We start from the raw sequence: 23,255 nt of genomic DNA on the forward strand, positions 1-23,255 counted from the left end.
TATAAATCATTCTTTTGAATTTTTAATCCCTTAGAAATACAGTCTTAAAAATAAAAAAATAATTGAAAAAAATCGCAATTTGAGATTAAAAAGTATTTTTTATATAAATAATATTCGCAATTTTGTAATATATTATAATTTTAATACTTTTAAATTTACAAATACAAATCGAGACCCCTCATCTCTAAAACCTGATAACATGAAATTAAAACTACATTTCAGCTTATTTCTATTGCTGACGGGATTCTCAGTATATTCGCAAATTGGGATCGGAACAACTACTCCAAATGCTTCCTCGATTTTACATATTGAATCCAATAGTCAAGGATTATTAACTCCCCGAATGACCACGGCAGAACGAACAACAATTGGTTCTCCTGCAAACGGATTGTTAGTTTATGACACCACATTATCTTCCTTTTTCTATTATGATACACCCACAACTTCTTGGGTAAAAATAAACGGAGGTAAAGATGGCCGAGTAAATTACAAATTGCTTCGCCCTGATAATTTTACCATAGCTTTAGCTACTGAACTTTCAAATGGCGGCGGATCGCGGTATTTATTAAACGCAAATACACTTTATGAAGTCAACGGAACTTTAAATTTGACTATTCCAATTGAGCTCAACAATGCATATATCATTGGACTCGATTCAGGAGACGACAAAATAATAAAAGCATCTGGCGACCTTTTTATTGGTGCTACCGGAGGTTCTATCCGGGTTTTGACATTACAAGCTGGCGGTAACGTTTTTAACTTAACAGGTAACGGATCTCAAAGTTTAATTCTCAGAGATTGCATTGTTCAAAATTCTGGAAATGTAGGAACCATCTCTTCGTTTGGTTTGGTTTTTATAAGTATTGTAAATTATGTCTCAAACACAAATGGAATTATTTACAATAATATTGGACGTTTGCTTTTAAGCAATACCGCTTGGTTCAGCAATAATTCTGGAAAATATGAAACCTTAACCGGAACATTTAATTTAGTTACCAAACAAGGCGGTTTCAGTGAAGTTACTGGAACAAACATTGGTTTTGACGTGGCTTCAAATCCCATCATAACAGGTGATGCAGTAGTTGAATCCACCGTTTTTACAGGTGCTTTAACTACAGGAAAATACATCAACGGATACAACCCTGCAATATACACCGGATATAATTTTAATAACAATTGGTCGGTTATGTGCCCCGGTATTATAACTGAAGGAGATTTTCAAGCAACAGGAACCACTTTTATTGACCCAACATCTAATCAAGGAGCAATACCCGCCCCTAACCAAACTACAACTGCAATTAGACTTTTTCTTAGTGCAAACCAATCTTCTAATTTATTTAGAACTACTTCTATAAGTAACAGAATTACTTATACCGGAAAAAAAGGAAGAATTTTTCAAGTAAACTGCGCACTTTCTTATGATGGAGGATCAAGCTTATTAAATTCTACTGATTACGTTTTTTTTATAATGAAAGTTCCTGCCACTGGTCCAAATGAGCCACAGAACCAAACACAATCAATAGTTGACACTGCAAATGGAAACGTTCAAAACTTTACGGTTCAGGGATCTGTTACTTTAAATACGGGTGATTCAGTTGAACTTTGGTATCAAAAAGCAAGTTCAAACTCTCAGGGTTTTAGAATAAGAACGTTTTCGATGACAATTAAATAAAAAGCAAATGAAGAATATATTTATAACAATACTATGTTTTCTCTCAATAAATTGTACTGCACAACTTTATGTAAGCTCCAATTCATACCTGTATGTCAAAGACCGCGTTTTATTTGTGAATCAAGATATTAACCTTCAAAATAACGGATTTGTTTATTTAAGGAATGAATCACAATTGGTTCAAGGATTAGCAACCACAACATCAACCAATCGCGGACAAGGAAAGGTTTCCCTTTTTCAAGAAGGAACTTCAGATAACTTTGATTACAATTATTGGTGTTCTCCTGTTGGAAATTCTTCTACCACCACCGGAAATGAAAATTTCGGAATTTTAATGCTGAACAGCCCAACTTCTGTAACAGCAAGTACGCCTGCAGTTGCGTTGCCTTTAAGCAATTACAACGGAACTTCACAACCGCTACAAATTGCATCGCGATGGATTTATAAATTTGTAAACTCAACTAATTATTCTCAATGGCTTTTTTTAGGTGCAAATCCTTCACTTTTACCTGGAGAAGGTTTTACAATGAAGGGAACCAGCGGAACAGATACCACGGTAATTGAAGGAAATACAATCCAAAATAACCCGGGAAGCGCACAGAGATATGATTTTAGAGGAAAGCCAAACAACGGAACTATTCCGGTTAGCGTACTCACAAACAATTATACGCTGACCGGAAACCCTTATCCTTCTGCGATGAATGTGAGTGCTTTTTTATTAGATCCTTCAAATGCCGCAGGCACAGGAATTGCTTATTATTATGAGAACGATAAAAATGTAAATTCTCACCTTGTCGTTCAGTATCGAGGCGGATATGGCACTTTTGCTCCCGGAGATCCAGCCACAAATGGCATTTATACGCCGGCGACTTTTAATTCTTATAATGATGATGGCTCTTTAAATTCTATTGGGCCTTCTTCTGGAGCAGTTTACCAAAGAAAATTTGCACCTATCGGACAAGGTTTTATGATTCATGGAGCTGCAACCGGAACCGTTTCTCTTAAAAATTCGTACCGCGTTTATTACAAAGAAAGTAATACTCTTTCGCATTTTGAGAGAGTTGCAACAAATGCCGACTCGAACACTTCGCCTCAAGACACTACATCAGTTGAAATACCACATTTGAGAATTAATACCATATTAAACAATCAATTTACGAGACAAATCGCCTTGGCATTTCTACCGCAAGCCACTGACAGCATTGATCGAGGCATAGATGCCAAAAATATGACTACCGATTTGCCTACTGATGCTTATTTTTTTCTAGAAGAAGAACCTTATATTATTCAAGGAATTGCATTTGAGCAGAGCAAAAGGATCAAGCTTGGAGTAAAATCTGGTGGTAATTCAAATTTTATATTGCTGAAGTTATCAACTTTGATGAAAACCAAGACATTTATGTTTATGACGCACTTGATAATTCCTACCATGACATAAAAAACGGAACTTATGAAGTAACAATTCCGGCTGGAGTTTTTAATAATCGTTTTGAAATTACTTTTTTAAGTGAAACTCTGGGAACGCCAGAACTCTCAAATCAAAATTTTATAGTTACCCAAAATTTAGCGCTACAGAAACTAAATATTTTGAATCCAAATTTAGCCTCGGTACAAACAATACAATTATATGACATCTCCGGGAAACGCATTTATGAATCTAAGAAATTAGACGTTTCAGAAAGCTACAGCATTTCCACAGAAGCCTTGAGTGAAGGCGTTTATATCTTAAATTTGACTACATCTGACAATTTAAAATTCTCTCAAAAAGTAATCATTTCGAAATTGAAAAGTTAATTCAACAGAAAACAAAAAAATCCGTTTAAGTTACTTCTCAAACGGATTTTTTTATTTTCTAAAGTTCAAATTATTCTTGATTAAAATTCAATTTGCTGTTTTTTCGGCTGTAGCCAAAGTAAATAGCCAGTCCGATCAACAGCCAGATAAAAAAGTAAATCCAGTTCCAAACGCTTAATTCTGCCATCATATACAAACAGCAAACTAAGCCTAAAAGCGGAATCAACGATAAATTTTGTCTCCAAGACCAAACAGTCAATCCAAGCAGAACCACCAAGAAAATATACATCGGAATTTTATGCTTGAACAAGGCAAAACCCGTTTCAAATTTTAAAGAAGCATCAATCGGAAGCGACTCTACTACTTTAGCATATTTATCGGAATCATTGTGGTATTCACTCAAAATTTGCTCTAAATCATTGGTTTTATTGGCGCTGGCATTTTCTGTATCATTTGCAATTAAAAACTGGTACACTTCAGTAGTCTGATCCTTATTTAAAGAAGTCACAATTGTTGTCGGTTCATTGACTTGCGGGGTATTGTTGATAAATTCCAGGGTTGCTTTTTCATTGAAGTGGAACGCATAAATAATTCCGGCAAGCAACAGGACAGGAACAATATATTTTGAATTGATGTAAGGCGTCCTAAATTTTCCACGCGGAATATTCGGTTTGTTCTGCAGTACCAAAACTCCGGCACAAACCAGCACAAATGCAAATAAAGTTCCGATACTGCACAAGTCAGTCACCATTGTCAAATTCAAAAATAAGGCAGGAATAGCGACCACAAAACCAGTTACGACCGTTGCAAAAGAAGGTGTCTTAAATCTGGGGTGTACTCTTGAAAATTTCTTTGGAAGCAGACCATCACGGCTCATGCTCATCCAAATTCTTGGCTGGCCCATTTGAAAAACCAAAAGAACGCTGGCCATGGCAATCACGGCACTTACGGCAATGATTCCAGACATCCACTTTAAGTCTAATTTTTCGAAGACAAAAGCCAATGGATCTCCTACATTCAAGAATTTATAATTTACCATTCCGGTTAAGACCAAAGCAATGGCGATATATAAAACAGTACAGATTATAATGGCCCACATCATTCCTTTTGGCAAATCTTTCTGCGGATCCTTGCACTCTTCTGCGGTTGTAGAGATCGCATCAAAGCCTATATACGCAAAAAACACAGCCGAAACTCCTTTTAAAACACCGCTAACTCCATTGGGCGCAAAAGGATCCCAGTTGTCTGTATCTACATAAAAAACACCTACAGCAATGACCAAAAGTATAACACAAAGCTTCACAACCACCATCAAATTACTGGCGTTTCGAGATTCTTTCATCCCCCTGTAAACCAATGCAGTAATCAAAACGATGATGAATAAGGCTGGCAAATCGGCTACAAAATGAAACGACCCAAGAACCGGTGAAGTTGTCCAAGCTGTGTACGCATCTTGCAAGCCGGCATCTAAATTCTCAAACGATTTTCCGCCCTGCATCAAGGCAGTGGCGTCGGTAAATCCGTTGGAAGCAGTCAAATAGTCCATCTGAATCCATTGAGGCAGATGCAGGCCGCCACTTTCGAGCAGCCCGGTGAAATAATCGCTCCACGAAATAGCAACCGTAATATTTCCGATGGCATATTCCATGATCAAAGCCCAGCCGATAATCCAAGCGATCAATTCGCCAAATGCAACGTAAGAATAGGTATAAGCACTTCCTGAAACCGGAACCATTGAAGCAAATTCCGCATAAGCAAATGCAGCAAAACTACACGCCAAGGCCGTAAATAAGAATAAGAAAATGACAGCTGGACCTCCGTCTGAACTTGCTTTTCCAATGGTACTGAAAATTCCAGCTCCCACAATGGCGGCAATACCAAAAGCAGTCAAATCTCTTGCAGTTAAATGCTTTCCTAACGAATTATGTCCGTCAGCATTATTTTTTTCGACCTCTTTTAAAATATTTTGAACTGTTTTTTTTCTGAATAAATTGGAAAAACCCATATGTCGGTGTGCGTATTTAATTTCTGTGTGAAAAATTTCTTTTATTGTGTAATTTTTACAAAAAACAAATATATAAAACCCATATTAAAAATAGGTTTTATGAAAAAGAAAATTGATAAAAGTAAGAAATCAACAATAGAAATAGCTCGAAACTAGAAAATTGGCAAAGATGCATCTATAATAGTTAAAATCTATTTCAAAATAAATTTTTATAATTATTTTTTATATTAAAACAGCGTTTGATGTCGTAAATTTGCATCAGAAATTAAATAACTTTTAAACCATATACTTATGTCATTAGTAGGAAAAAAATTCCCAAGCATTGCAGTTGACGCTATCTCAGAAATGGGAGACAATTTAAAAATCAACATTTTTGAAGAAGCAGTAAACAACAACAAAAAAGTACTTTTGTTCTGGTACCCAAAAGATTTTACTTTTGTTTGCCCAACAGAATTACACGCTTTTCAAGCCGCTTTGCCAGAATTTGAAAAAAGAAACACTATCGTGATCGGAGCTTCTTGTGATACTAACGAAGTACACTTCGCTTGGTTAAATACTCCAAAAAACAACGGTGGAATTGAAGGCGTGACTTACCCAATCTTAGCAGATACAAACCGTAATCTTTCTAACATTCTTGGAATTTTAGATATCGATTCAACAGAATACAGCGAAGAAACTGATTCAGTTATCGTTGAAGGTTCAAACGTAACGTTTAGAGCGACTTACTTAATCGACGAAACAGGAAAAATCTTCCACGAAAGCGTAAACGATATGCCATTAGGAAGAAATGTTGGAGAATACTTGAGATTAGTGGACGCTTACACACACGTTCAAACTAAAGGAGAAGTTTGTCCTGCAAACTGGGAAGAAGGAAAAGAAGCAATGGAAGCTACAAGAGAAGGTGTTGCTTCTTACTTGAATAACTAATAATAAAACTGATTGTTCGATTTTTCAGAACATCGAATTATCGAACAATCTTTTTTTTTAAAACTCAAAACTATGTTAATCGATTTAACTGAAGATACATTACAAGATTTGGTGAATGCCAATGAAAAAGTAATCGTTCAATATTCTGCATCTTGGTGCGGGAACTGCCGTATTATGAAGCCTAAATTCAAAAAAATGGCTACAGAAAACGAAAACATTACCTTTATTTTGGTTGACGCCGAAAATGCTCCAGAATCAAGAAAATTGGCCAATGTTTCAAACTTGCCAACATTCGCAACATTCGTAAACGGAAAGTTAGTAAACCAAACACAAACAAACAAAGCTGAAGTTTTATCAGAATTGGTAAAGGAAATAGCTTAAATTAAGATTGTTCGATTATTCGATTGTTGGATTTTCGAACCATCGAATATTCGAAAATCTAAAAATATAAAAAATGAAATTACCAGTCATCAAACATCTGACACAATTTATCGAAGAAAACGATCAAGATTACATCATCGAAACAATTGAAGTCTTAGAAGCCTTGACCGAAGTTCCGTCATTAAAAGACGAAGAATTAGATGTCATCGGAGAATTAATTTCAAATATGTATGGTGCTCTTGAAGTCAACAAAATGATCAAAGGCGGTACTGAAAAAAAAGAAGCCCTGAACACTTTCATGAAGCGGGTCCTGGGTTCTATTGACAAATAAATCCCCCTTTTTTCCCCTGATACTTTACGCTCTCCATTGGGGAGCGTTTTTTTTAAACAAAACAAAAGGCATTTTTACAATCCATCTTCCTGCCATCCCTCCAAAAATTTTTGTCCGTCAAAGAAACCGAAACAAAAATGTTTTTCCCTCCTGTCAGGGTTAGTTGAGAATCCATTTTCTTTCAGTAATCGCCTCTTGACAATCGTTGGCTGAATTTGATTGTCACGAAAAATCAAAATCCATTTTATATATTTACCTAAAATTCATTTAAAAAATATGGGCGTAATTCGAAATTTAAGAGAACCAATCCTGCTGAGGGTGATTTGTATTATTTCAATTATCATTGGACTTTTCTTATGTTATAGTTACGATAAAAAATATTTCGGCTTCATTTTATTAATTGTTAGTTTGGGAGTATTGATTTCAACTTCGGTTACAACAGGAATAGAAATCTTCCCTGAAAAAAATCTTTACCGAAAAATTTCTTCCTTTTTTGGAATTCAATCCGGAACTTGGAATAAAATTCCAGAAAGTGATTATTTGTCTGTTTTAAAATCAAAACAATCCAAGCAGTTTGTGGGCTCTGGACCGTTGTTAACAAATGACACTTGTTTAATAAATTCGTTTAAAGAAGACAGAAAACCCTACACTATTTATCAAACTGATGACAAATCAGAAGCTATTGAAACTGCGAAAAAAATCGCGCTTATTTTAAAAATATCCGTTTTAGATACAACTGAAAAGGAGCAAAAATGGTTAACTTAAATAAAATGCATTTCTACATCAAAAATATGGTTTGCAACCGATGCAAAACTGCTGTTCAAAATGAATTCGAAAAAATCGGAGTTTTTCCTGTTTCCATAGAATTAGGTGAAGTCCAAACTTCTGAAGAAATTAGTTCTGACAAATTAATTGCTTTAGAAAATTCTTTAAAACATATTGGTTTTGAAATAATTGACGACAAAAAAAGCCGTTTAATTGAACAAATAAAAACCGAAATCATCCGATTGGTACATCATTCTACAGCAATTGAAAACACGAATCTTTCTACTATTCTTGCTTCTAAATTAAACTATGAATACAATTATTTAAGCAATCTCTTTTCTGAAGTAGAAGGAACCACGATTGAAAAATATTTCATTTCTCAACGAATTGAAAAAGTCAAAGAACTATTGGTTTATGACGAATTATCGCTGTCAGAAATCTCAAATCAATTGGGTTACAGCAGTGTGGCTTACTTGTCAAGCCAATTTAAAAAAGTGACCGGCCTCACGCCCACTTTTTACAAATCTTTGAAAGAAACCAAACGAAGAAATATCGACAAACTGTAAAAATCGATACTCTTTTCAGAAATTTCATAATAGCGCTTTCGCCAAAGTGACCGACCTTTGTCAAATACAAAAGCAGTAGCAATATTATGAAACATACTTATAAAATATCAGGAATGACTTGCGACGGATGTATCGCAAAAGTCTCTTTTTTACTAAAGAAAAATCCAGAAGTAAAAAACGTAGAAATTGACCTTGAAAAAGGCGAAGCTTCCGTTGAAATGGAAAAACACATTGCGACTTCTGAATTGCAAAACGCTTTAAAAGACTACCCGAAATACCAACTTTCAGAAAAAAACGTAATGATGAATCACAACGTTTTTGAAAACACAGAAACAGAAAAAAGAACTTGGTTTCAAACCTACAAACCAATCGTATTAATTTTCTCTTACATCTTAGCAATATCCATCATTGCTGGATTTTCCGATGGTTTTTTTAATTACATGACTGGAATGCGGATTTTTATGGCGGGATTTTTCTTGACTTTTTCTTTCTTTAAAATGCTAGACTTAAAAGGTTTTGCCGAAAGCTATTCGATGTATGATGTTGTGGCGCAAAAATTCAAAAGTTGGGGTTACGTTTATGCTTTTTTAGAATTGGCTTTAGGCTTGGCTTTTGCTTTAAATTTTGAACCTTTTGCTACAAACATTGTAACTCTGGTGGTAATGACGGTCAGCATAATCGGGGTTTTGCAAAGCGTTTTAAACAAAAAGAAAATCCAATGTGCTTGTCTTGGTGCGGTTTTTAATCTTCCGATGAGCACGGTTACCATTATTGAAGACGGCTTGATGATTTTAATGAGTTTGGCAATGTTATTCTTTATGTAATTCAAAAAGCACAATATTTTTTAGCCACGAATTCGCGAATTTTTTTCCAGTTTTTGAGAAAAAAATTCGTGAATTCGTGGTAACCATTTTAAGTTGAAGAGTAAAGAGTTTTTGTACTTTACTCAAATTCCCAACTATTTTTTTCATACTTTTGAAGCTTATAAAAAATTTAAAAATGGCTACAGTAACATTAGGAGGAAATCCAGTAAAAACAAGTGGTGAATTACCAAACGTAGGTTCAAAAGCGCCCGATTTCAAATTAGTAAATAAAGATTTAGGAGTTGTTTCTCTTTCTGATTTTGCAGGAAAAAGATTGGTTTTGAATGTTTTTCCAAGTATTGATACCGCAACTTGCGCTTCTTCGGTTCGTAATTTCAATGCAAAAGCAAGTGAATTACAAAACACAACCGTTCTTTGCATTTCAAGAGATTTGCCTTTTGCACAAAAACGTTTTTGTGGCGCGGAAGGCTTAGAAAACGTAGTTAATCTTTCTGACTTCAAAGACGGAAGCTTTGGAAAAGACTATGGTTTAGAAATTTCTGATAGTGCTTTGGCAGGTTTGCATTCAAGAGCCGTTGTCGTTGTTGATGAAAACGGTACAATTTTGCATACAGAACAAGTTTCTGAAATTGCAAATGAGCCTAATTATGAAAACGCTTTGGCCGTTCTTTAATTAAATTAAATGAAGACAGACCATTCTTTTATAACCGGAAGGCTGAAAAGTTTTAAGTATGCAATTCTGGGCGCTTACAAATTAGTAACGACCGAACACAGCATTATGGTTCAATTTTCTTTAGGGATTTTGGTTACCGTTGCTGGATTTTACTTTGGCATTTCAAAAACAGAATGGCTTTTTCAAACCATGGCAATCGGATTGGTCTTGAGCATTGAAGGCTTAAATACCGCTGTCGAAAAAATAGCTGATTTTATACACCCCGATTTTCACAATAAAATCGGGTTTATAAAAGATATTGCAGCCGGAGCCGTATTTTTTGCTGCAATGGTTGCAATTGCGGTTGGCCTGATCATATACATTCCTATAATACAAAATCTGTAGAAATTTAATTATTTTTACAAAAATAGCAGCACCTAATTGAATGGCAAAAACAGTCAAAAAAGAAACAGCAGGCAAGACCAATTCTCCAGAAAAAGAGAAAAAACCTTTTAAGTTCTCAAGACAGCACAAAGTAATTTTTGGGGCTTTGTTGGTATTGTTTTCAATTGCCTTATTGCTGGCTTTTATTTCCTTTTTCATTTATGGCCAATACGACCAGAATGCTGTTGGCTACTTGACCGACCGAACGGTTTCGGTTCAAAATTGGCTGGGGAAATTTGGCGCCTATCTTGCTGATTTATTCTTGTACCAAGGTTTTGGCATCGCCTCTTTTTTATTGGTACGATTGTTCTTCTTGACCGGAATTTACTTGGTTTTGGATATGCCGGTTCGAAAATTAAAAAATACGTGGTTTTGGGACTTATTTGCTATCATCATTGTTTCCATATTACTGGCTTTTTTCGCTGATTTCTTACCTGAATTAGGTGGTGTGATTGGCTATGAAATGAATCTTTTCATGCAAGATTATTTAGGAAAAGCAGGAACTTTATTGGTTTTGGTTTTCGGTTTAATCATCTATTTAATTTTCAAAATCAAAATTTCTCCTGACGGAATCAAGAATTATTTTGAAACCAAAAAACGCGAAGCCGAAGAAAGAGCTTTTGCAGATTCTATCGCAGCACCTGTTGCGGTGCAAGAAATCACAGAAGATTTATTGGATGAAGATGAAGACGTGGTGCGGGCAAATCTCAGCAAAGATTTTTATGATGAGGACGAAGAAGAAATGGGCGAACCTATTTTAAAGCCTGCTTCACAGTTTGAAATCAACAAGGAATCGTTACAGCCAACCATCAGCAATTCTTCGTCAATTAAAATGGAACCTACAATCAAGGCGCCAATTGTACCGATTGCTCCCATTACATTAGATGTCCATCCACACGTTCCTGAAATTATCGAGACCAAAGATGATAGCTTTGTAATTGAAAAATTTGCAGATGAAGACACGGTTGTTGAAAATCTTTCAGCAAAGTTAGTGGCTGATTTTGGAGAATTTGACCCGACATTAGATTTATCCAATTTCAAGTTTCCAACTTTAGATTTATTGAAAGAATATGCTACCGGAGGAATTACGATCAATCAAGAAGAATTAGAAGAAAATAAAAATAGAATTGTTGAGACCTTACGAAACTATAAAATTGAAATTGCCCAAATCAAGGCAACCGTTGGTCCGTCAGTAACTTTATATGAAATTGTTCCCGAAGCTGGAATCAGAATTTCAAAAATCAAGAGTTTGGAAGACGATATCGCGCTGTCGCTTTCGGCGTTAGGAATTCGTATTATCGCTCCAATTCCTGGAAAAGGAACCATTGGTATCGAGGTCCCGAATAAAAACCCGACGATGGTTTCTATGAAATCAGTTATCGGTTCGGCAAAATTCCAGGAAGCTGAGATGGAACTTCCGATTGCTTTAGGAAAGACAATTTCTAACGAAACATTTGTAGTCGATTTGGCAAAAATGCCTCACCTTTTGATGGCGGGAGCGACTGGCCAAGGAAAATCGGTTGGTTTAAATGCAGTCTTGACTTCTTTATTATACAAAAAGCATCCGGCAGAAGTAAAATTTGTTTTGGTTGATCCGAAAAAAGTCGAATTAACGCTTTTTAATAAAATCGAAAGACATTATTTAGCGAAACTTCCGGATACTGACGAAGCGATTATTACGGATAACGCAAAAGTAATCAACACGTTAAATTCGCTTTGCGTGGAAATGGACAACCGTTATTCTTTATTGAAAGACGCGATGGTCCGTAATATTAAAGAATACAACGAAAAATTCAAAACCAGAAAACTGAATCCGGAGAACGGACACCGTTTTCTACCTTATATTGTATTGGTTGTCGATGAATTTGCCGATTTAATCATGACCGCGGGTAAAGAAGTCGAACTCCCGATTGCCCGTTTGGCGCAATTGGCCAGAGCGATTGGAATTCACTTGATTATTGCTACGCAAAGGCCTTCGGTGAACGTAATTACAGGTATGATCAAGGCGAATTTCCCTGCAAGAATCGCTTTTAGGGTAACTTCAAAAATTGATTCGCGGACTATTTTAGACACTTCTGGAGCCGATCAGCTGATTGGTCGAGGGGATTTGCTTTATACGAATGGAAACGACGTGGTTCGTGTTCAGTGTGCTTTTGTAGATACGCCAGAGGTTGAAAAGATCACAGAATTCATTGGAAACCAAAAGGCATATCCAAATGCGTATTTGCTTCCAGAATATGTTGGAGAAGATAATGGCATCAAACTTGATGTAGATATTTCAGAAAGAGATTCTATGTTTAGGGAAGCTGCCGAAATAATTGTGAATGCACAGCAAGGTTCGGCATCCTTATTGCAACGTAAGTTGAAATTGGGCTACAACCGCGCTGGAAGATTGATTGATCAATTGGAAGCGGCCGGAATTGTGGGCCCATTTGAGGGAAGCAAAGCCAGAGGAGTAAATATTCCGGACTTGGTATCTCTTGACCAATTTTTTAACAATGAGCAAAACAATTAAAATGAAAAGGTTTTTACAAATTATCGCAATTCTATTTTTAAGCTTTAACCTTCAAGCGCAAAACAGTCAAAAAGCCAAGACTTTACTAGATGAAGTTTCTGCAAAAGTGAAAAGCTATAGCAATATTTCGATTGATTTTAAATACGCTACAACAAATACAAAAGAAAATTTAAACCAAGAAAGCAAAGGAACTGTTGTCATGCAAGGCAACAAATATGTCCTTAATTTTATGGGCGTTACCAAAATTTTTGATGGAAAAAAAATCTATAATATTGTTCCGGAAGATGAAGAAATAAGTATTTCTAAATTTGATGAAAACAAAGACGACTCGGTAACTCCTTCAAAAATGCTTACTTTTTTTAATAGTGGCTATAAATATTCGTGGGACATTACGCAAAATGTGAGAGGCCGAAAAATTCAGTACATTAAATTAGTTCCTACAAACAGCAAAGACGATCGCAAGGAAATACTTTTAGGTATTGATGTGAACACAAAACACATCTATAATTTACTAGAAATAGGAAAAGATGGCTCAAAAATAACAATCACTGTTAATTCTTTTAAAACCAATCAGCCTTTATCAAAAAATCAATTTACCTTTGCCGAAAGTAAATACCCGAATTATTATATCAACAAACTAGATTGATCCATAGGTGAAAATTCTTGACCGATACATTTTAACAACTTTTTTACAGACGTTTTTAACGGTTTTTGTGATCCTTTTTTTTATTTTTATTTTACAAACGGTTTGGCTTTTTATAGCTGAACTGGCGGGTAAAGATCTAGACCTAATGCTTATCGGCAGGTTTTTATTATTGAGTTCTCCTCGAATGATTCCGTTGGTTTTACCCCTTTCTGTTTTATTGGCTTCAATTATGACTTTCGGAAATCTTGCTGAAAATTATGAATTTGCAGCAATGAAATCCTCAGGAATCTCACTACAACGTGCCATGAAAAGTTTGATCGTTTTCATCTGTTTATTAAGTATTGTTGCCTTTTTCTTTGCCAATAATGTAATTCCAGCGGCAGAATATAAGTTTTTAAATCTCCGAAAAGACATCGTTCAAACCAAACCAGCCATGGCCATTGCTGAAGGACAATTCAGTGATATTGGTGAATACAATATAAAAGTCAATAAAAAATCCGGTGAAAATGGAGAAAAATTAGAAGGAATTACTATTCATAAAAAGTCAGTAAACGGCAGTGGTAATAATGTTGTAATCAAATCTAAAAACGGAATTTTGATCAACAATGAAGAATCAAGTATGCTTCAGATGATTCTTTATAATGGAAATTATTACGAAAATATTACTCCAAAAAAATACGAAGAAAGAAACAAAGTTCCTTTTGTAAAAGCTTCTTTCAAAAAAGACATCATTAATATTGATTTGTCACAACTAAACACGGGTCAAGACGACGGCGAAATCGCCAATACCAACACAATGCTGAATGTCAGCGAATTGACTTACACCTTAGATTCTCTTCACAAAAATTTTGATAAAGAAATCACCTCTTTTAGTGACAATATTTACCAAAGAACCGGAGCTGCAAATCTAAGTTTTAACAGAACCAAAGAAGTAATTAAAAACGATTCTATTGTTCCGGATCTAGAAAAATTATTAACTCCTGCTGAAAGATCAAAAGTTCTTGAGGTCGCCAGCAGCAATGTTTTGAGCTCAAAATATTCAATCGAGCAAAATAAAAATGAATTAGAAAGCAAACAGAAAAACATAAACAATCACTGGCTAGCGCTTTATGAAAAATTTGTAATTGCATACGCCTGTCTTCTTATGTTTTTTATTGGAGCACCCCTTGGAGCCATTATCCGTAAAGGCGGATTAGGGTTGCCCATTGTCTTTGCTGTTTTGATTTTTATTACGTTCCATTTCATCAACACTTTTGGAAAAAAAGTAGCTCAAGAAAACGGAATTCCGGCCTTTTTAGGATCTTGGATGTCGTCAATTATACTTACGCCTTTGGCCATTTTACTTACACATAGAGCAACCAACGATATTGGATTAATTAATTTAGACGTAATCCTAACCCCAATAACCAAAGGATTCCAGAAAATTTTCAAGAAGAAAAACAACACCACTCATAATGTCTGAAAATAAATACACCCAACTAAATACCATTGAAGAAGCAATTGAAGATATCCGTCAAGGAAAGATAATTATCGTTGTTGACGATGAAGACCGCGAAAATGAAGGCGATTTTCTTGCAGCTGCTGAAAAAGTAACCCCCGAAATGATCAATTTTATGGCCACCTATGGCAGAGGTTTAATTTGTACACCTCTAACAGAAAGTCGTTGTAAAGAATTAGGACTTCACACAATGGTTACCAACAATACCGATCATATGGAAACTGCATTTACAGTTTCTGTAGATTTAAAAGGGCATGGTGTTACCACAGGAATTTCAGCATTAGACCGAGCCAAAACAGTTATGTCGCTTATTGAAGAAGCTACTAAACCGCACGATTTAGCACGTCCAGGACATATCTTTCCTTTAATTGCTAAACAAGGTGGGGTTTTAAGACGAACTGGTCATACAGAAGCCGCAATTGATTTCGCACGCCTTGCTGGATTCAAATCTGCAGGTGTGATTTGCGAAATCATGAACGATGACGGAACTATGGCAAGACTACCCGAATTACTGGTGGTAGCCAAAAAATTCGATTTGAAAATTGTTTCGATTGAAGATCTAGTGGCTTATAGAATGCTACACGACAGCCTGATCCAAAAGAAAGAAGATTTTGAAATTCAGACCCGTTTTGGAAATTTCAGATTGAGAGCTTACGTGCAGACGACCAATAAGCAAGTACATATTGCCTTGACAAAAGGAAGCTGGAATGCGGGAGATGCCGTTTTGACCCGAATTAATTCGACACAGGTCAATAATGACATCTTAGGAACCTTGACGAGTGACGCCGATGGCAAGCTTGAAAAAATGTTTAACCGCATTAATGAAGAAGAAAAAGGGGCCATTTTGTTTATCAACCAAGAAGTTTTGCCATCAGAATTATTAAGCCGCGTTACCGAATTAAAAGCACTACAGGAAAAAGGAATTTCAAAAGCGCCCCAAATTAAGATGGACGTGAAAGATTTTGGCATCGGAGCGCAGATTTTGCACGATATCGATATTTCAAAGATCAGATTGCTATCTAATTCAGAACAAGAAAAACGTGTAGGAATGATTGGCTATGGTCTTGAAATCACTGAAAATGTAAGTTTCTAAGAAAAAAAGATAAAAATATTTTATCCCTAAATATAAGTAAATGAAATGATTAAAAAATCATTGAAAAAAAACTTTAAATTTTAGGGATAAAGTGTTTGGAAACTCAAAAAAGGTTTCTATATTTGCACTCGCAATCAGGTAATGAAAGCGACATACTGGAGAAATGGCAGAGCGGTCGAATGCGGCAGTCTTGAAAACTGTTGACTGTAACAGGTCCGGGGGTTCGAATCCCTCTTTCTCCGCAGAATTAAAACCCTAACGATTGATTATCAATTAGTTAGGGTTTTTTATTTCTAGTCCTAGTCCACATTTAGCCCACAATCAATTTAAAATCTATTTACCAAAGAATACAAGCCTTTTAAGCTGTTTTTAGCTTGTAAATTCCATTCTTGATACAATGGAAGCATTTCACAGAAAACATCGTTATATGGCTTTGCATAGCCTTCTTTTATCATAATTTCGTTCAAAACTCTACCATCATTTAAAATAAGATAGCCTAAATGTCTTCCGTATTTATCAACTAAATTATTTTGTTCCTGTACTAATGTGCAATAATCACCCAAATTAACTTGATCTTTTAAAAAGCTAAATGATAAATAACCTAATTTGATTAATAGTGCAGCTGGAACTTGCAACTCTTTTTCATCTTGTTTTATTTTGTTACAATAATTTATTTCGGGTGCATCTATACCCAAAAATCTAACTTCAAATTCCTTTTTTGAAATAATATCTTCTAAAATAATTCCATCACCATCAACAAACTTTACAATTTTGAGAAGGTTTTTTTTAATCGTTGTTTCATTTGCGTTAAAATGCATCATTTTACTTTATTTAATCTATTGACAATCAGTGTTTTGTGTTGTAAATTTAGATAAAATTTTTTAATAAATATTAATTTAAATTGTACAGAAATGGCACAACAAAAAGGGCATGTTAAGTATGTCGGCACACTTGGAGAAGTTAGACACTTCAAAATTAAAGGTAACACTGGTTACTATGCAGGATTAAAAGGAGGACCAACAGGAGAGCAAGTAAAAACCGCTCCGGGTTTTGTTCGTACTCGTGAAAACATGTCTGAGTTTGCAGCATGTGCAATGGCAGGAAAATCTGTTAGAATTGCTTTATCAGCTTTAATGAAACAAATGACTGATAGCCAATTTACAGGTAGATTAACTGCTATTATGAAAAAAATAAATATTGAAGATGGTTCAGAAGCCAGAGGACAAAGGGCTGTCTTGGTTTCACAACAACCTCAATATTTAAGAGGATTGGATTTTAATAAGAACATTTCTTTTAATGGTATTCTTAGTGCTCCATTTACATTAACTGCAACAGTTGATAGAAACGAAAGTACTTTATCATTACCAGCTTTTAATCCAATGAGTTTTTTAAATGTTCCATCAGGAGCGACACATTTTAGAATTATCAATGCCTTAGCTGCTGTATCGGATTTTGTTTATAATCCTGCTACAAGTGCTTATGAGCCTGCTGAACCAACATTAAACGAGTTATCAGATATCGCCTATTCTGCTTATACTCCTGTTAATGCTGTGACTTCATTAATTGATATTACAGCAACTTTGCCAGGTTCTCCAACCTTAACAACTAATATTGCTGTTTTAGGTTGTGTTGGTATTGAGTTTTATCAAGAAGTTGGAGGAAATTACTACTTATTCAATGCAGGTAACGCAATGAAAGTTCAAGAAGTATTCTAAAAAGACCATCAGTTTGCAAGTTTGCAAAGTCTGCAATGTTGCAAAGTAAACCCTTTCGAAAGAGAGGGTTTTTTATTTTGCACTAATTTATCTATAATCCGCACTCATATAGGAGTTACGGTGCATTTAAGTACGGAATATCTACGAATTAAGAAAAAAAAGAACAACCGTTTTTTTATCCATTCCACAATCGCAAGGAAGCCCGAAACTTTCCATTCAAAAATCAACATTCGGATTGGTTTAAATTTGAGCTGTTTTTTTTGAAAGAATGCCTACCGCTTAATATCAATCGGAGTGAAAAACGTCTGGCATTATTTTAAAAAAAATTGCACCCTAAGGGGTTTGGGGAAATGGGAGATTGCCCCTACTGAACTCTACCTAGTGCGTTGGCAGTAGCGAAACAAGGGTATAGTTTTTTATTTGCTTTACGGTTTTTTCTGATTGTTTTTATTGACGGCTTGATGCTAGATTGGTCTTTTTAAAATCGGGTTTGTTTGTTTATTGAATTGTACTATGGCATTGTGTAGCATCAAGACGACTTAAAAACAATTTACTACCAATGTTCTGGCAAATAAAAAACTATACTCTTGTGGGCAAATTTGATTTTTGAGGATGCCTGACTTGTCTTTTGAAATGGGTATTTTCTATTTACTACAAATGTTGTTGTGATAGGTTATGGCATCTTCAAAAAACAATGAAAATACTTTACCGCTTTTGGGTGGGAGCGTTGGCTGAGCGGATATTTTACATAATGAAATTATAGTTCTAAAAAAAAACCATCAAAAATATTAACGCTTTTTTTTGAACTATAATGTTGCCTTCATTATGTAAAATAGCTTGGGAGTGGTTTTTAGCGTTGGGAAGCTCTTGTTTTTCGAGCGTTGGGAAAGTGCAGGGCTTTTTTTGCCTGTTTTATGTGCGATGGGGTTGGGAAAATAAAACAGGCAAAAAATGCTTTGTACAGCATGGGAAAAAACAAGTGCTTAGAGCGTTGGGAGAAAACCACTAGAGCGTTGGCAGAGCGTTGGATTGGGTGGGTGAAAATACTTCAGCGATAGCGTTCCTATTTCTTTGAAATATTGTTAGAAAAAATAAATATTTAAAAAAAAAACAATGATTATTAATTATTTGAATTTTTTTCTTCGTTATATATTTTTACAAAATTAAATGAAGGCAAAATAACTGGATCATAGCCAGAATTTAATGTTGTATTGGAAATAAAAGTTCTCACAAAAGGAAATGCAATTGCAGGAGCATTTATTTTGCAAAAAGGAGAGTTAATAAAATTATCATCTAATTGCTGGTCTGTTTGAAAGATTGCAATTGAATTTACAGAAAAATTAAAACCTTTTGACTTTAGTATTACTGATAATTTAATAGAAAAATGATTGCTTGAAATTTCTTTATTTAGAAAAGCATCGAAATTTAAAGTAGTTTTAAAAGTGTCTGATATTTTTTTATTAGATGTTGTTGCCTTTAATTTAACATCATTAAAATATATATGTTCTAATCTTATTTGCATAAATTTAAGCAGCTAAAGCATAGTTGTTTTCACCAGCTGTTTCTAAATTAACTTTTACAAGTAGTTCTTGAGGGTTAATATAATTTGGAGTTGATTGTTCAACTATAACATTAACAGAATGACCTAATTCTAAAAGCTCTAATTGCTCTCTAGTATTAGAGAAATCTATCCATTGCTGTAATTTAGCTTCATCAAATGAGGCTAAAATTTCATTGAACTTTTTATCTATTTTTTTTAGGTCTAACATCTTAGTTTTTTTGTTCTTTCAAATGTAGTGCAAATTTATTAATATTTTCTAATTTAAACACTACTATTTGTATTCTTTTATTATAGTAAAAAAATTCGTGTTGTTTTTCGTCACTATGAATTACTAAAGAGTATTTACGATTTGTCTTCTTATATGGATTTGTTGGTAAATCATCAAAAATAATACCAGTTATACCCATTTCTTCATAAAAATTATCTCTTAGAAAATCATGTATTCTTTTTAAAGTGTAGCTTTTTTTTAATTTTTTGAAATGTGATATAGCACTTTCAATCCAACTTTTAAAATAATAATAGTGTTCTTCATTAAAGGTTGCATTTAAGAATTTTTCTTCGTTTAAGTTGGCAATATAAATATCATAACTACCATTTTTACCTTTAATTTTAAAGTCTTCACCCCAATATTTTGCAAATTCAATGTCAACCCAAAAATAATTACCTTTACCCAACCAAGCATCTATTGATTTACACTCTATTGGGTGTTTTAAAAAATTGTTGTTACGATGCTCTTGCGTATGATAACCTATAATGTAACTTTTGCCGTTTTCTGTAACTCTCTTCATTAAAATAATTTATTTTCTAAAAAGATGTGGTTCAATAGGATTGTTATCTACCCAAAGACCTATTTTATTTTTTCTAGCATTATCTTCAAAAGTTGCTAATTCTTTTGAAGAGGAATATCTTTTATAATGCCAACCCATACCTGCTTTTATTATCTCTGCTGATAAATATTTACTATCTTCATCATAATATACCATAGCTATTGAACGACCGTATCTGTCGGTATCTGTTACCACATATTTTATAGTTTTAAGATATATTTGATCTGATGTGAATTGTTTTGCTTTAGTACCGAATGGTTGACTTTTTTCTGGAGTATCTACTTCGGCTAACCTTAATGTTATTTGATTGTTTAAACTATCCAAAACAACAACTGTATCACCATCTTTAATGCCCACAACTTTAGCAGTTAATGTTGTTTGGGAATATGTTATGTTGATAATGAATAAAAAGATTAATAGAGAATAAAATTTTTTCATAATAGTTATTTTGAGTGTGTAGAATTAAAACTTGAAGAATAGATTGCTTTTAGATTAATAAAAAATCACTACTTATTATTTTATTCACATTACTTTTTAGAAGCATAATATCTTTATCTATGCTATTTATGTTATTAAAAAGCACCTTATAGTTATTAAATTCACTATCACGCATTAAATAAAGCTCTCTGGTAAAATTTATTAAAGCCAAGTTATGATAATACTCATTTTTCAAAATATTTGAATTTTCAATTGCTTTTTTATAGAACATTTTACCTTTATCAAATTCTTTAATCCTTATGTGATATAGACCTAAAGTAGCTTGAATGGTTATTCTTTCCTCGTCATCAATACCATGTATATTATTTTTATTAAGCAAACTTAAATATTTAGGGACTTCTTCTAATTTATTTTGAAGGCATAACGCATAAATAATGTTGTTTATAAATCCAACTTCATTACTATTAAGTCTCAAGCCTGCTAGACACATAATTATTGATGCGTCATATTGTTCAAGAAGAGCCGCTATATATGAACCAAAAACTAATGGCCTTTTTGAATAAGGGAAATCCAAATACCAATTTATACAATTATAGAATGATTCTTGAAAATTACCTTTCTGAAAATTTTCATAAGCAAATGCTTCAAATGGGTTTTTAACACTATTAAAAGATTCAGAATTAAATAATAATCTGTTGTCTTTTTTAGTTAACCATTCAAATTGAGCTAAACTATTATCATTAGGATTTTTTAATGATAAATCTAGTAATGGTTTAGATTTTTTAAAAGAACCATGCTCTAATTCAATAGTACCTAAAGAGCTTGATAGCTCTGTTAAATCAAAATCTGAATATTTTTTTGAGATTATTATCTTTTCACCAATTTTAATAAAAGGTGAATATCTATCTATTAATCTTGAAGTTGCAATATGTGCAGATATTAACCAAGGGTCTTCTTTTATAGCATTTGATTTTTTTAAATAATAAATTGCTTTTTCTTCTTGAGAAGTGTGTATAAAAAATCTAACCGCTGACCTTAAAACAAATCTATTATTTGGTGATAATTGTAATGCAACAGTTACACATTTATTAGCTTTATCAAGTTGATTTTTAATTGTATACAATCTAGCTAATTCAATCCAATTTATTGAATTTGAAGATTGATTAATAGTTAGTTTTTTTGTTTTATTTATTATTCTATTGAAAATTTTATCGTCAAGAAAGGCAGAAAATTCCTCAACACTTGCAATGTTTTTCTCTAATATTTTATTTGAATCTTCTAACTTCGGATTCAATTCAATTTTAATTTTCTCAATTAAAGATAATAGTGGAATTGATGCATCTTTTGAATTTGATTCAATATAAGTGATAGCCTCTTGTAACTCATTAGAATATAAATCATTTGAAATAAATGAATTATTGATTAAATCTGCTGCTACACCAATAGTTTTATTATTATGCCAATCGTTTATTATTAAGGAATTATCAACAGTTGTTAATATTTCTTCATTTAATAAACCTAACTCTCCTAATTTAATAGTCCTTTTAAAATCACGCCAATTGGGAACTAATAGACGGTTTTTTAATTCGTAAATATTAGTCATTTTTGTAGATTTTTAATTCGGTTCTTCTTCTTATTAAATCTAATTTCGCTATTGCTCTTCTAAAATTAAATTGATTTCCAATTTCTTTTATACTTTTTTTATGTCCTCTTTCCTCTGGAATTGGATAACAGCAATAAGATATTATCTCTATCAAGTCTTTAGAAAATTCCTTATTACCTAGTGAGATTCTAATTTCATCTATTGATTTAAAATAAGCATCTATTAAATAATCTTTTACCTCCGAAAAATTACCTTTGTAAACAGTCCATCTAAATCTAGAATCTAGATGTTTTAGCAATAATGCCGTCATATTCATGCCAAAAAAATAATAAGTTATTAAGCTACCAAACAAATACATGTCAGTTGACCTAACCCTTTGATTCCAATCTTGTTGAATATAACCATATAAAAACTCTGGTGGAGAATAATTAATTTGACCTGTAAAGGAAAAGCCATCATCATGAGGAGCTTTTAATGAAGAACATAATGACCTACCTAAATCACCAATTTTTGATACAGTAGATTCATTATAAAGTAAAACATTAGATGGTTTTAAATCTTGATGACTAATTTCAACATTATGAAGCTGGTTTAAACCTACTGCAATGTCATGAAGAGATTTTATTTTCCATGCAATTTCAGAATCATTAGAAAACTTAATATTTGAACGAACATCACCTTCTGCTATTTCAAATATAAGATAAGGAACAGTTGGAATGGTAAAACCGTCTATGTTAATTTCACCCTCATCAATAATCATTGATACTTTTGTTAATCTATTATCTCTACACTTTATAAGTAGGTTTTTTTCAAACTCAAAAGCATTAGTTTGTTCCTGTAATATTTTTACCGTACTTTGACCAGGAAACATTTGAAAAAAAGCATTAAAATTTAAAGCTTTTAAAAAAGCATCAGATTCACCATTATTAACAATGTTGCAAATTCCAGTGATATTGACCACCCGATTCCAGTTTAAAGTGAGCACCTAATTCCAGTTC

At 33.6% G+C, this 23,255-nt stretch carries 24 protein-coding genes and 1 tRNA gene; 17 read left to right on the plus strand and 8 right to left on the minus strand.

All coding sequences use genetic code 11. The annotated features are described in order from the left end of the window. Positions 1–199: 199 nt before the first annotated feature. From EG849_RS08650 to EG849_RS15830, 3 genes are all read left to right on the plus strand, one after another. Complete coding sequence (locus tag EG849_RS08650; protein ID WP_233581766.1) at positions 200–1,672, plus strand: hypothetical protein; 1,473 nt, start codon at positions 200–202, stop codon at positions 1,670–1,672. Between the two features lie 7 nt (positions 1,673–1,679). Next, positions 1,680–3,110 carry a secretion protein gene (locus tag EG849_RS08655; RefSeq protein ID WP_233581767.1) on the plus strand — a complete coding sequence of 477 codons (1,431 nt, stop codon included), beginning with the start codon at positions 1,680–1,682 and terminating at the stop codon, positions 3,108–3,110. 149 nt (positions 3,111–3,259) lie between these two features. Next, on the plus strand, positions 3,260–3,466 hold the full coding sequence (locus EG849_RS15830; protein WP_233581768.1) for a T9SS type A sorting domain-containing protein: 207 nt from the start codon (positions 3,260–3,262) through the stop codon (positions 3,464–3,466). A gap of 70 nt (positions 3,467–3,536) precedes the next feature. Here the strand turns inward: EG849_RS15830 and EG849_RS08660 are convergent, their stop codons facing one another. Next, complete coding sequence (locus tag EG849_RS08660) at positions 3,537–5,471, minus strand: amino acid permease (protein WP_125012687.1); 1,935 nt, start codon at positions 5,469–5,471, stop codon at positions 3,537–3,539. Between the two features lie 291 nt (positions 5,472–5,762). Between EG849_RS08660 and EG849_RS08665 the strand changes: the two genes are divergently transcribed. The 13 genes from EG849_RS08665 (at position 5,763) to EG849_RS08725 (ending at position 16,355) form a co-directional block, all read left to right on the plus strand. After that, complete coding sequence (locus EG849_RS08665; protein ID WP_125012688.1) at positions 5,763–6,398, plus strand: peroxiredoxin; 636 nt, start codon at positions 5,763–5,765, stop codon at positions 6,396–6,398. A 72-nt stretch (positions 6,399–6,470) separates the two neighbouring features. Beyond that, positions 6,471–6,779: a thioredoxin family protein gene (locus EG849_RS08670; protein WP_125012689.1), complete on the plus strand. Its 309-nt coding sequence runs from the start codon at positions 6,471–6,473 to the stop codon at positions 6,777–6,779. A gap of 73 nt (positions 6,780–6,852) precedes the next feature. Beyond that, positions 6,853–7,110: a DUF6952 family protein gene (locus EG849_RS08675; protein WP_125012690.1), complete on the plus strand. Its 258-nt coding sequence runs from the start codon at positions 6,853–6,855 to the stop codon at positions 7,108–7,110. A 276-nt stretch (positions 7,111–7,386) separates the two neighbouring features. Continuing rightward, positions 7,387–7,875 (plus strand): hypothetical protein, encoded by a 489-nt coding sequence (locus EG849_RS08680; protein WP_125012691.1) that lies wholly within the window; start codon positions 7,387–7,389, stop codon positions 7,873–7,875. After that, complete coding sequence (locus EG849_RS08685; RefSeq protein ID WP_233581769.1) at positions 7,863–8,441, plus strand: helix-turn-helix domain-containing protein; 579 nt, start codon at positions 7,863–7,865, stop codon at positions 8,439–8,441. The genes EG849_RS08680 and EG849_RS08685 overlap by 13 nt, the downstream gene beginning before the upstream one ends. A gap of 86 nt (positions 8,442–8,527) precedes the next feature. Further along, the gene (locus EG849_RS08690) at positions 8,528–9,265 is read left to right on the plus strand and encodes a heavy-metal-associated domain-containing protein (protein WP_125012692.1); all 738 of its coding nucleotides are present in this window, start codon (positions 8,528–8,530) and stop codon (positions 9,263–9,265) included. Between the two features lie 175 nt (positions 9,266–9,440). Further along, complete coding sequence (gene tpx, locus EG849_RS08695; RefSeq protein WP_125012693.1) at positions 9,441–9,938, plus strand: thiol peroxidase; 498 nt, start codon at positions 9,441–9,443, stop codon at positions 9,936–9,938. A gap of 9 nt (positions 9,939–9,947) precedes the next feature. Further along, the gene (locus EG849_RS08700) at positions 9,948–10,322 is read left to right on the plus strand and encodes a diacylglycerol kinase family protein (protein ID WP_125012694.1); all 375 of its coding nucleotides are present in this window, start codon (positions 9,948–9,950) and stop codon (positions 10,320–10,322) included. Between the two features lie 40 nt (positions 10,323–10,362). Beyond that, complete coding sequence (locus tag EG849_RS08705) at positions 10,363–12,876, plus strand: DNA translocase FtsK (RefSeq protein WP_125012695.1); 2,514 nt, start codon at positions 10,363–10,365, stop codon at positions 12,874–12,876. 1 nt (position 12,877) lies between these two features. After that, positions 12,878–13,522 (plus strand): LolA family protein, encoded by a 645-nt coding sequence (locus EG849_RS08710; protein ID WP_125012696.1) that lies wholly within the window; start codon positions 12,878–12,880, stop codon positions 13,520–13,522. A gap of 7 nt (positions 13,523–13,529) precedes the next feature. Continuing rightward, on the plus strand, positions 13,530–14,984 hold the full coding sequence (locus EG849_RS08715) for an LptF/LptG family permease (RefSeq protein ID WP_125012697.1): 1,455 nt from the start codon (positions 13,530–13,532) through the stop codon (positions 14,982–14,984). Then, a complete protein-coding gene (gene ribB, locus EG849_RS08720; protein ID WP_125012698.1) occupies positions 14,977–16,113 on the plus strand; it encodes a 3,4-dihydroxy-2-butanone-4-phosphate synthase in 1,137 nt (378 codons plus the stop codon). Before EG849_RS08715 ends, ribB begins: the two co-directional genes overlap by 8 nt. A 157-nt stretch (positions 16,114–16,270) precedes the next feature. Continuing rightward, positions 16,271–16,355, plus strand: a tRNA-Ser gene (locus EG849_RS08725). 84 nt (positions 16,356–16,439) lie between these two features. On the opposite strand, the gene EG849_RS08730 is transcribed toward EG849_RS08725, so the two are convergent. Next, a complete protein-coding gene (locus EG849_RS08730) occupies positions 16,440–16,934 on the minus strand; it encodes a thermonuclease family protein (protein ID WP_125012699.1) in 495 nt (164 codons plus the stop codon). A gap of 90 nt (positions 16,935–17,024) precedes the next feature. On the opposite strand from EG849_RS08730, the gene EG849_RS08735 reads away from it, so the two are divergent. Further along, positions 17,025–17,828, plus strand: coding sequence for a hypothetical protein (locus EG849_RS08735; RefSeq protein ID WP_125012700.1), 804 nt, complete (start codon positions 17,025–17,027; stop codon positions 17,826–17,828). Between the two features lie 1,120 nt (positions 17,829–18,948). Here EG849_RS08735 and EG849_RS08740 read toward each other — a convergent pair. The 6 genes from EG849_RS08740 to EG849_RS08765 are packed head-to-tail and all read right to left on the minus strand — an operon-like array spanning position 18,949 to position 23,218. Next, complete coding sequence (locus EG849_RS08740; protein WP_125012701.1) at positions 18,949–19,350, minus strand: protein-export chaperone SecB; 402 nt, start codon at positions 19,348–19,350, stop codon at positions 18,949–18,951. A gap of 4 nt (positions 19,351–19,354) precedes the next feature. Then, positions 19,355–19,597, minus strand: a complete 243-nt coding sequence (locus EG849_RS08745) for a hypothetical protein (protein ID WP_125012702.1) — start codon at positions 19,595–19,597, stop codon at positions 19,355–19,357. Between the two features lies 1 nt (position 19,598). Next, positions 19,599–20,177: a hypothetical protein gene (locus EG849_RS08750; protein WP_125012703.1), complete on the minus strand. Its 579-nt coding sequence runs from the start codon at positions 20,175–20,177 to the stop codon at positions 19,599–19,601. 9 nt (positions 20,178–20,186) lie between these two features. Further along, entirely contained in the window at positions 20,187–20,654 is a 468-nt protein-coding gene (locus EG849_RS08755; RefSeq protein ID WP_125012704.1) for a thermonuclease family protein, read from the minus strand. 49 nt (positions 20,655–20,703) lie between these two features. Continuing rightward, positions 20,704–22,257, minus strand: a complete 1,554-nt coding sequence (locus tag EG849_RS08760) for a tetratricopeptide repeat protein (protein WP_125012705.1) — start codon at positions 22,255–22,257, stop codon at positions 20,704–20,706. After that, positions 22,250–23,218, minus strand: coding sequence for a protein kinase domain-containing protein (locus EG849_RS08765; RefSeq protein ID WP_125012706.1), 969 nt, complete (start codon positions 23,216–23,218; stop codon positions 22,250–22,252). Before EG849_RS08765 ends, EG849_RS08760 begins: the two co-directional genes overlap by 8 nt. Positions 23,219–23,255: the final 37 nt, after the last annotated feature.

Origin of the sequence: Flavobacterium macacae, assembly GCF_003865365.1 — a bacterium.
GTDB lineage: Bacteria > Bacteroidota > Bacteroidia > Flavobacteriales > Flavobacteriaceae > Flavobacterium > Flavobacterium macacae.